The organism is Bacillota bacterium (genome assembly GCA_024655925.1).
Lineage (GTDB): Bacteria > Bacillota > DTU025 > DTU025 > JANLFS01 > JANLFS01.
Genome location: JANLFS010000110.1, coordinates 1 through 9,074, shown reverse-complemented (window position 1 = coordinate 9,074; position 9,074 = coordinate 1). Strand labels below are relative to the sequence as shown.

The 9,074-nt window shown below is 58.9% G+C and carries 14 protein-coding genes; 6 read left to right on the top strand and 8 right to left on the bottom strand.

Annotated features, from left to right (window positions below):
• Positions 1-389 (top strand): transposase (locus tag NUW23_13600; protein MCR4427195.1); only part of this gene is annotated, 389 nt, incomplete at its 5' end.
• A 101-nt stretch (positions 390-490) separates the two neighbouring features.
• Here the strand turns inward: NUW23_13600 and NUW23_13595 are convergent.
• The 4 genes from NUW23_13595 to NUW23_13580 all read right to left on the bottom strand — a co-directional run bounded on the left by NUW23_13595 (position 491) and on the right by NUW23_13580 (position 3,361).
• The gene (locus NUW23_13595; GenBank protein ID MCR4427194.1) at positions 491-1,234 is read right to left on the bottom strand and encodes an ImmA/IrrE family metallo-endopeptidase; all 744 of its coding nucleotides are present in this window, start codon (positions 1,232-1,234) and stop codon (positions 491-493) included.
• Positions 1,234-1,584, bottom strand: coding sequence for a helix-turn-helix domain-containing protein (locus NUW23_13590; GenBank protein MCR4427193.1), 351 nt, complete (start codon positions 1,582-1,584; stop codon positions 1,234-1,236). Before NUW23_13590 ends, NUW23_13595 begins: the two co-directional genes overlap by 1 nt.
• Before the next feature lie 306 nt (positions 1,585-1,890).
• On the bottom strand, positions 1,891-2,229 hold the full coding sequence (locus NUW23_13585; GenBank protein ID MCR4427192.1) for a hypothetical protein: 339 nt from the start codon (positions 2,227-2,229) through the stop codon (positions 1,891-1,893).
• A gap of 922 nt (positions 2,230-3,151) precedes the next feature.
• Positions 3,152-3,361 carry a hypothetical protein gene (locus NUW23_13580; GenBank protein ID MCR4427191.1) on the bottom strand — a complete coding sequence of 70 codons (210 nt, stop codon included), beginning with the start codon at positions 3,359-3,361 and terminating at the stop codon, positions 3,152-3,154.
• Position 3,362: 1 nt separating this feature from the next.
• Between NUW23_13580 and NUW23_13575 the strand changes: the two genes are divergently transcribed.
• Together NUW23_13575 and NUW23_13570 are read left to right on the top strand one after the other, a co-directional pair.
• Positions 3,363-3,581: a hypothetical protein gene (locus tag NUW23_13575; protein MCR4427190.1), complete on the top strand. Its 219-nt coding sequence runs from the start codon at positions 3,363-3,365 to the stop codon at positions 3,579-3,581.
• Positions 3,582-3,602: 21 nt separating this feature from the next.
• Positions 3,603-3,998 carry a hypothetical protein gene (locus NUW23_13570; protein ID MCR4427189.1) on the top strand — a complete coding sequence of 132 codons (396 nt, stop codon included), beginning with the start codon at positions 3,603-3,605 and terminating at the stop codon, positions 3,996-3,998.
• A 34-nt stretch (positions 3,999-4,032) separates the two neighbouring features.
• On the opposite strand, the gene NUW23_13565 is transcribed toward NUW23_13570, so the two are convergent.
• Positions 4,033-4,350 carry a hypothetical protein gene (locus NUW23_13565; GenBank protein MCR4427188.1) on the bottom strand — a complete coding sequence of 106 codons (318 nt, stop codon included), beginning with the start codon at positions 4,348-4,350 and terminating at the stop codon, positions 4,033-4,035.
• An 80-nt stretch (positions 4,351-4,430) separates the two neighbouring features.
• Between NUW23_13565 and NUW23_13560 the strand changes: the two genes are divergently transcribed.
• Positions 4,431-4,571: a hypothetical protein gene (locus NUW23_13560; protein ID MCR4427187.1), complete on the top strand. Its 141-nt coding sequence runs from the start codon at positions 4,431-4,433 to the stop codon at positions 4,569-4,571.
• Between the two features lie 302 nt (positions 4,572-4,873).
• Positions 4,874-5,218, top strand: coding sequence for a sulfite exporter TauE/SafE family protein (locus NUW23_13555; GenBank protein ID MCR4427186.1), 345 nt, complete (start codon positions 4,874-4,876; stop codon positions 5,216-5,218).
• Between the two features lie 94 nt (positions 5,219-5,312).
• Here the strand turns inward: NUW23_13555 and NUW23_13550 are convergent, their stop codons facing one another.
• From NUW23_13550 to NUW23_13540, 3 genes are all read right to left on the bottom strand, one after another.
• Positions 5,313-5,525: a cold shock domain-containing protein gene (locus NUW23_13550; GenBank protein MCR4427185.1), complete on the bottom strand. Its 213-nt coding sequence runs from the start codon at positions 5,523-5,525 to the stop codon at positions 5,313-5,315.
• Between the two features lie 70 nt (positions 5,526-5,595).
• A complete protein-coding gene (locus tag NUW23_13545; GenBank protein ID MCR4427184.1) occupies positions 5,596-6,207 on the bottom strand; it encodes a hypothetical protein in 612 nt (203 codons plus the stop codon).
• A 21-nt stretch (positions 6,208-6,228) separates the two neighbouring features.
• Positions 6,229-6,513 (bottom strand): hypothetical protein, encoded by a 285-nt coding sequence (locus tag NUW23_13540; GenBank protein ID MCR4427183.1) that lies wholly within the window; start codon positions 6,511-6,513, stop codon positions 6,229-6,231.
• Between the two features lie 661 nt (positions 6,514-7,174).
• On the opposite strand from NUW23_13540, the gene NUW23_13535 reads away from it, so the two are divergent.
• Positions 7,175-9,074, top strand: a 1,900-nt coding sequence (locus NUW23_13535; GenBank protein MCR4427182.1) for a DEAD/DEAH box helicase family protein, incomplete at its 3' end; no start/stop codon positions are given.

Below are 9,074 nucleotides of genomic sequence, written 5' to 3'. Positions count from 1 at the left end.
ACAAAACGTACCACTCCGTCCATTCGCCCAAGGAAGGCATGAACTCGCAGCATGTGGGCCGGTTCATAGACAAGCTAATGCGCGTGAGCCGGGGGAAAGAGGTATGGGTTATCCTCGACAACTACCGGCCCCACAGGTTCATAGCGCCCGAGTTCGAGCGCAAGTACCGGAGCAGGCTCCATTTCCTCTTCCTGCCCCCGTATTCGCCTGAGCTGAATCCGCCGGAGAACATGTGGGCATGGCTTAAAGACTACTGCGCCCGAGGCAGTGCGTATTCGGCTGACAAAGAACTGCCCGAGAGGATACGTAAGTTCCACGTGTACGCCTACAACACTCCGAGCAAGGTGAGAAGGCGCGTGGACGCCAGGCTGTACTTCAAGGCCGCATAATACCACTTCGCAGTTGCTTGGCTATATGCAACACCATCAGACTGCCTGTCCACACAAAACACGCGAGGCAGTCGGTGTCGAAGAACACCGGCGCCGAAGACTCAGTCCAGTTGATCATCGTCGCCGCCTCCTGTATCCTGGTCAACAACTCCCATGGCGTCGAGGAGCTCGTCTGCCCAGCCTCGGCTGATCAGCCCATCGGCGAGAGCTACGCGAATCTTCTCGGGGACATCTGATAGGACTTCATGCGTGAGATCTGACTCGTAGAGTCTGGTGTCGTAGCCGAGCAGGCGCGCCTGCCTGATCACATTGGATCCGTATTCCTCCATTTGCTCTCGGTTTCGGAAGTACCCCAAGTCTAGAAGGCGCCAAAGCATCGCCCTATGACTTACCTTGAAGTATTGCTCAAGCTTTAGTATCGTTGGCCAACTCGGCGCTGTCTCACTGCCGTGCATGGCCAAGATGGCTTCAACACCGCTCCTGGGAACGAGCAAGTGAGCCGCGAATCTATCTGCGCTAAGCTCGTCAGGCTGCCTCTCGGGGAACTGCGCGGCTGAGCATACGCGTCCAGTCATTCCCTCACCGAACTTGACATGGTATAACTCGTGCGCGGCTATGAAGCGCTGATGTCCCAGAGTTCTATTGCTGTTTAAGACGATGATAACAGAGCGATTCTTGCGGGCAAACAACCCTGATACCTTGGAGGACCGGCCGAACGGGGTCCGCACGACCGATATTCTCTCCCATGTCCACAGAATCCTGAGGATATCTATGGACTGCGTCTCGCCCACACCCCATTCTCGTCTCACTTGCGCTGCCAGTTTCGCCTCGTCAGACACTCCCATCAACGACCACGCTCCTCGAGTACAGCATCGAGAGCTGCAATGTCCGATATGAGCCTTCTAGCCCAGGCGACGATTTCCATGTCGTCATCGCATAGATCTGAGGCGCGAAAAGCCACTGCAACCTCGCTTTCGTTATGGGCATCACCCTTGAGGAAGTGATCCATTGAGTAACCATACAAGGCAGCCAGCCGTGCCAGCTTGCCCAGGCTGATATCGCGACGGCCAGTCTCGTAGTAGCTTAGTTCCTCTCGGGTGATGTTGACCAACGACGCGGCCTGGCGCTGGGTCAGCCCCATCCTCACCCTGGCCTCTCTCAGCCTGGCGCCAATGATGACGTTGATATCGTTCAAGAGGCAACCCCCCGTGATCAAGAGTTGTAACTTATATGTTACATATACTCGAGTATTCTATCCCTAATGTAACACGTCTCTCGTGGACCATCAACATAAGATTCGGGTCCGGGATGGATGAACTCATAGGGTGAGCAAAGGCGTGCCCCCAGCGAGATGTAAGCCGAAGCTCGGCGCCTTGCGATCTGGGCGGGTGGAGCTCGGGCTGAGGACTGCGTTTGATGTCTTGTGTAGACTGCGGCCGCCTTCCGTTTCGGGATCACAGGGATGAGAGCACCAAAATGGCATATTACAGCCAGAAGACGGTTACCAGAGGAGTGTTGCCCTTGGACCCGCCTGGTGACTGCCCACACGCAGCGGACCGAGTGGGGGCAAGGCCCCGGAGAAGGAGGATGCAGACGCTCCGAGATGGCACCAATCCGCAGGCATCACCTTCTCCGCAACTGCGACTACGAATCTTGCGTCTTCGCGTGCCCTTTCAGCATCTTCCTTGCTACACTCCTCAGTGGGGATGAAATCCACGTCCCCGTCGAAGGCGAACTTCATCTCCTTGCACAGCCACTTAGAGACATGGGCAAGTCGCTGAAGGTCAGCCTTGACTTCCTCTGGGAACCTTACCGCTGGGAACCTTACCGCATGCTCCAATAGCAGGCTACCTACGACATCGGCACACGTATGAAGGGGTAGATCCTGCCCGGGGTCCTCGAGTCTGCTGGCTCAGGCCAAAGGTTGACGTGAAACCCAGAGGCGACTTCCTCGGGTGCCAGGCTGCGCACCTGAGAGTAGACTGTGGGTACGTACTTGCGGGCACTCAAGAAGGATTCCTGGCACCGTCGGCGAATACCAAAGGCAGTCATCTGGTAACATATGCCGGTGATGCGTCGGTGAATCTCTACTGGCTAGCTCGGCACATAGGATTCTTCAAACGCGGAATCCTGTACGGAAGCTGTAGCCGGGAGGTGATGAAGATGATAGTCAGGCGTCATGACGCAGTGGAATATGCAGCGCGGAGACTCGGAGAGCTCGAACAGCACTATGGTTGGCCATCGCACGTGTTCTATGCGATGCATGTCCTTGGATACTCTCTAATTGGGGACAGTTTCACCGAGGATTACTGGGTGTCTCTCTACCAAGTGTTCCGTGCTGCGGCCGAGCAACAATTCCTGGCTACAGCTCGGAGTGGGACAGGCCAGGGCCCGGCGCGAGGATTCCCACAAGAAGGCTGCTGGGGGGTTGTGGAACCCCCCAGTTCCGTTTCTGATGCGGGAAAGGGGGCAGCACTCGGGTCATGGCCGACGGATATCCGACGTGGAGGTGTCTTCGTGAACTCGAGGAGCTTACATATTCCCCGACTTCGCTGCGTGCTCTTAACGACTGCTACGTCAGCTGCCTGACGGACCAAACAGGAAGAATCGTGTGGATAGCGATCAATAAGCGGAAGTTGTACCTTGCCGGTGAGAGAGAGATCTGGTGCTGGGAGTTCGGCAAGGTCAAGAATCATTGCTACCTGCCCCAACGCTACATCTGCCGGTACGAGCCCGGCAAGGAAGATCTCACGCGCTTCGAGTCACACCATCTGGATCAACCTCGCCCGCATGCTAACGGTAGGAACGGTGAACACGTTTTCCGAGAGGACGGTCTCGATATCCGTGGCTTCAATCTCTACATCTTCGTCATGGTGTGTTCCGAGTACATCTCTTCTGCATGCTATTCCTTGGATCGACGACACTTCGGACACTACAGCAAGGTCATCAGTGACGCCAAGAGGAGGCTGCAATATGGAAAATGCACTGTGGCGTCAGACGATATACCTACCAGGGGAAGGTGAGGAGTATTTCCCGCATGTTATCGAGGCGGTGAGAGACTACGTCCGGGAAACGCACCTACACACGGTGCTTGTGTTCACGTCGGATGGGAAGGGTGCTTCGGACCTTGCGGACGCGCTTCATGGGACCGAATCGCGGGTCATTGCTGTCACGTTTCCGGCGACCCACTAGTACGCCACACCCGAGAAGGGGATGACCCGGGTTACCATCAAGGATGAGGTGAGCGCCGAGCTTGCTTCGAAAGGAGTTGCGCTCGTGCGAAGCATTCTTCCGTTCGGGGATGTCCTGATTCCTGGGAGACCTGACGTCAAGCTGGCGGCGATCCATCACACTCTCAGCTTGTTTGGCGGTGGGATGGCATTGTGTGTCCAGGCTGTCATCGTTGCTTGTGACTCAGGCTACCTGGAACCAGGAGAAGAGGTTATATCAGTAGCGGCAGACACTGCCATCGTGGCCGCCGCGTCTGGACAGTGGGCCTTCTTTTCCCCCTTTGAGGGCATGGAGATCCGCGAGATCATTTGCAGGCCCAGGTTGCTCAAGTTGACACGGGCACCTCGGCACGAGGAAGTCGATCCCGCAAGACCTTGAAGCATCCGTGCCAAAGACAGTGAGAGTGTCACTGCTATTCCCCCAGCGCCCTGACTGCTTCGATTGAGTCTTCCAGCAGACGTCTTGTGTACTCGTAGTTGTACATGCCCCAGCTACGGTCGTTCATGACCAGCTTGTAGTTGATGTAGGCATTCTCCAGCACAAGATGGAGGTCGTCGTTGAACGGGAGCGTCCCTCCGCGGTCACAAGTCGCCCACTTGTCGCCCGGTCTGTACCAAGGGAGAACCCCGCCGTTCAGGTCGCGCAGGAGAGCGCCTAGCTCCTCCCAGAGCACGCGTATCTGCGACTGCCTGCCGTTGATGTCGGAGCCGTCCACGTAAAGATGGCACATCCCGCACAGCTCCGACTTGTCTGTCCTAGGCCCGGTGCGCTCAACCTCGGACTGCGCCGGCTTGTCATCGGGTGCGAGTCGTGACAGGCGAGACGGGCGCTGTCCTCGCCCTGCTCGCGAGATCCATGGCCTCGGTGAAGCCTTCGGGATGGTTACACTTGGCGCAGTTGAGCAAGAGGGGCCTGGGCTATTACGTGACAGTCGAAGGAGTAGCCGTCTGAGTGGCGGGACTTCTCCCACTCTGAGTACTGGGAGTGGCACTGCCCGCACAGGCCGGAATCGCAGGACGCCTCCATCGTGTCCCGTTTCTGCTTGTCCCCCTTGGCCTCAAAGTGCGGGCCGGCTGGCCCGTGGCATGACTGACAGGACATGCTGCCAGTCCTATGCTCCGCTGACCAGCATCTACGGCGGATCGATTCACGTTCCCCCCTCCGGGCGAAGAAGGTTTGCCCGGACCCGGGTCGAATAGGGTACGTCGACGATATCCAGGGAATCTCGGTACTCCTGTTGAGGCGGTGGCATTGTGCTCGGAACTCTGGTGGCAGGATTAGGAGCAGGGATTCTCAGCGCCGCGCTGGGCGTCGGCGGAGGAGTGATATTGGTGCCGGCGATAGTGTTCCTGCTGGGCAAGTCCACTTTGGTCGGGATCGGTACCTCTCTTGCAGTGATCGTTCCCACGGCGATAATCGGAACAGCACAGCACGCGGCGAGGGGCAACGTCGACTGGAGAAGTGCTGCACTCCTCTCAGTCGGAGCTGTGGCAGGGACATGGGCCGGGGTCTGGCTCACGGCCCACGTGCCTGTCCATATGCTGAAGAAGGCGTTCGCGGTCCTTTTGATCTACACTGCATACAAAATGATTCGATAAAGCGATACGGTAACGCATCCGCTGTCTGCCAGGCCCCGGGTCCGCAGGCCCAGGTCTGTTCTGCATTTGGCGGCTCACATGTCTCCCGACCCGTCTACCGTTTGCTGCTTGGGGTCACCTTCACAGCCTTGTGGCTGCTACGGCCCTTCGCGGTGTCGTATGAGTCGCGGATTTGGAACATCACTTCCATTCCAACGCAGGGCCGCTGACCGTGGCCGTTGAAGTCCTTGCCGTGGAAGAAGATGTCCTCGCCGCCTGACTGCTTGACGAATCCGAAAAGGCGGTCTGGGAACCACTTGCTGATCACCCCCGAGCCGTTCGCAAGCGCTGAAGAGACCACCTTGCGCCAAAAGGCGCTGCACGGGCTCCCGGCAGTTTCAACCGAAGGTGAGGTCTGCCCCCCCGGGGTCCAGGATATCTGTCGGGTGGGACGACGCCGGGTCCTTCAGTTGCTGACCTACTTTGTCTGCCCTTTTCTGCCAACCCTCTCGGACTGCTATGGCCCATGAAAGCTTCAGGTGGTCACCGGCCTCCTGCCATCGCCCGGTCTCGGAAAGCAGGTCCGCCATCTCCTCAAACATCGTAATGCGCCCGGAGATGTCCCTCGGGGATTCAGCTGCCTCGCAATACCAGCGCAGTGCCGCTTCGGGGTTCCCGCGCCGTCTGTGCAGCCGGGCGATGTCCTGTTCGAGGTAGCGTTGTCGGGGAAACCGGGAATGTGCCTGCTCCAGCTGTTTGAGGCCTTCCTCGGGGCTTACGTGTTCCGTGGTCGCCAGAGCCTTGATTCGGTGAAATGCCAGAGCCTTCGGGTAGGTCGCAATCCCTAGGTCCGCGCGGACTATGCACTCCGACATCTGGCCGGTCTCGTAGAGCGCGCGCGACAGTAGGACGAGCCATTGTTCATGCTCGGACAGGATTGATCTACCGTTCACCTCTCTGGACTGGGTCGACAGGCTGTGTTCATCGAGCCTCTGGACGAGTCTGAGCACGTCCTCCCAGTCATTGCGGCGCTAGGCCTCTTTGGCTACTGCGAACACTGTGCGCCTGACGGGCAGGGTTTCTTGGGTCAATTCCAGAATACGTTCGGCCGCTTTCACCATCGTGTTGTAGCCCACCTGATCGATTGAGCCAGGTTCACCCTCGTCCTCGCCTTCCTGCCCTGATGATCTGATATACGCCGCATGTATTGCCCACACGTGCTCTCGCACAAACCACTGATCCCCGTACCACAGCTTCGAGACCTGCTCTGCGAAGCGCGCCGCCGCGCGGGCGCTTTGTCTCGACTGGACGCGCATGAAGTGAATGTACCTGCTCGCCCTGAAACAGGTGGGCTCGATGTCGTATGCCTGCTTATACAGGGCCGCCGCCGCCCGGGCGTCCCCCTTGGCCGAACACTGCTTTGCCTGGCTTTCGGGCTGACTTGCACGTTCGTCCGACGCCTGCGAACCTCCTTTTGCCGAACCCGGTCGGGCCCCAATGGCTATCCCTGTCGCTGACCCTGGTAGGGTCTCTAAGGGCTATGCTCGCCGCCGATCTCGGGGGAAGGTCGGCATGGACTGCGCCCACCCGTTTGGCGGCATGTGTGCGGTTAGCACGACACCAGAAATCGGACCGGGGGCACGCCGGTCTTGCCCGTCTGGGGGGCGCGGCGGCGCGCGTGACTCGCGCAGCCCCGCCGGGCAATCGTCAACCAGGCGCACACGCCTCCCCGCGGCGCATATCGGAGCCCTATATACTTTGCGCTGCAAGAGGTTGGCTACCTTCATGGCGGGGAATGGACGGCATGCCTCGCCCGGTTCCACGAACCCGCCCTCGCCTCCACGACGGATCGGGTAGGGGGGCGAGGTGGGGGTCGGGGATCTCTCGCAGGATACTCCTGCGTGGGGGCGAATACTTCATGCTAAGGGGCGAATTCGGCGGGACGAGCGAATCCGGTTCATCTTGAGGTCCCAGGGAATGGGGTGCGTCGACCAGATGATGGGCAGGTCCAACGCGGTTCTCGGAGGCGAGGATCATCTCATCCGCCACCTAGAACACTGCGTCGATCGAGCCATTGGGGTTCGGTTTGTGGTCGCCTTTCTCATGGAGTCCGGTGCCAAGCTCATAGGAGAAGCTCTCGCCCGAGCGGCATCCCGGGGGGTTCCCATCAAGATACTGACTAGCACTTACATGTCTGTTACCGAGCCACCGGCCCTCTACTATCTGCTGGATGTCCTGGGTCCGCGTGCGGAGATCAGGCTGTTCTCCGACGGGGCGCGCCCCTTTCATCCAAAAGCTTACCTGTTCGACTACGAGGACGATAGCGAAGCTTACGTGGGGTCCTCGAACCTGTCGGCATCAGGACTAACCTACGGGATCGAGTGGAACTACTGCGTCAGGGCATCCGAGGCAAGGGAGGCATACCTCCGGTTCTCACAGGGATTTGACGACCTCTTCTGGAACCGATCCAATCCGCTCACTTTGGAGACCCTCAAGAATTACGCCATGAACTGGCGTAAAGCCCGGGTGCCTTCGCGGGAAGTATACCCGCTGCTGGGTCCGGCCCCCGCCGTGCCTTGGCCTGTTCCCCAGCGCGAGGTCGAGGAAGACGATCACAAGGACGTTCCGATCCCTTTCGGCATGCAGATCGAGGCGCTCTACTACCTTAAGAGGGCCAGGGAAGAAGGGGTAAGGCGCGGACTTGTCGTGGCACCCACGGGGATCGGGAAGACATACCTTGCGGCATTCGATTCCGCCGAATTCTCGAGAGTCCTCTTCATCGCGCACAGGGAGGAGATACTCCGGCAGGCGGAGGCGAGTTTCGGGCGGGTTAGGCCTCAATCGCGGCGCGGCTTCGTGTGCGGCGAGAGACGAGACGTGGATGCCGATATCTGCTTTGCGACCATCCAGACCCTCGCCCGAGAGGACCGGTTGGCCGAGTTCCCCGCTGATCGGTTTGACTATATGGTGGTCGATGAGTTCCACCACGCTGCTGCGGACAGCTACGTGAAAGTGCTCAAGCATTTCCAACCCGCCTTCGTCCTCGCGCTCACCGCCACACCGTACCGCATGGACAACAGGGACATATACGAGCTGTGCGACGACAATGTGGTGTACGAGTCCTATCTCAAAGACGCAATCAACCGGGATCTGTTGACCCCATTCAAATACTATGGAGTCTTCGATTCGTGCACGGACTACTCCAAGATCGACATCCGCAACGGCCAGTATGTTGTTGAGCAGCTGGAGAGGGAGCTGTCGAGAGCAGAGAGGGCGGATCTGGTCCTTGAGAAGTACAGGCAGTTCGCCGGCCGGCGGACGCTCGGGTTCTGCGCGGGAATCGCCCATGCTGAGTACATGGCCAGGTGGTTCCGGCGGCATGGTGTCAAGGCTGCTGCAGTGCACAGCGGAGGTTCCACTTCGGACGCGTGTGTGGACAGGGTCGAGGCTGTGGAAGCGCTCAAGGAAGGCAACCTCCAGGTCATATTCTCAGTAGACATCTTCAATGAGGGCGTGGACATCCCGTGCTTGGACACTGTCATGTTCCTCCGGCCCACTGAATCGTTCGTCGTCTTCTTGCAGCAGCTTGGTCGCGGCTTGAGAAAATACCCGGGAAAGGACTTCCTCACTGTCCTGGACTTCATAGGCAACTACAAGCGAGCCCACTACATCCCGGCGCTCCTGGCTGGGGATAACCCCGTCTTGCCCCGAAAGGATGGGCTGGGGACTGCGGGCCCGCCGTATCCGGAAGGCTGCGAGGTTCACTTCGATTTCCGCCTGCTGGATCTGTTTGAGGTTCTACGGAAGAATGATCCTCTTCCAAAGAGGATGATGGAGGAGTACTTCAGGCTAAAACGCGAGCTCGGCCGCCGCCCGG

Bases quoted from the DNA above. Each gene is read 5' to 3' on its own strand.
- NUW23_13570 (MCR4427189.1), top strand. From the start codon at position 3,603: ATGACCCGGGTTACCATCAAGGATGAGGTGAGCGCCGAGCTTGCTTCG.
- NUW23_13575 (MCR4427190.1), top strand. From the start codon at position 3,363: ATGGAAAATGCACTGTGGCGTCAGACGATATACCTACCAGGGGAAGGT.
- NUW23_13565 (MCR4427188.1), bottom strand. From the start codon at position 4,350: ATGTGCCATCTTTACGTGGACGGCTCCGACATCAACGGCAGGCAGTCG.
- NUW23_13540 (MCR4427183.1), bottom strand. From the start codon at position 6,513: ATGCGCGTCCAGTCGAGACAAAGCGCCCGCGCGGCGGCGCGCTTCGCA.
- NUW23_13595 (MCR4427194.1), bottom strand. From the start codon at position 1,234: ATGGGAGTGTCTGACGAGGCGAAACTGGCAGCGCAAGTGAGACGAGAA.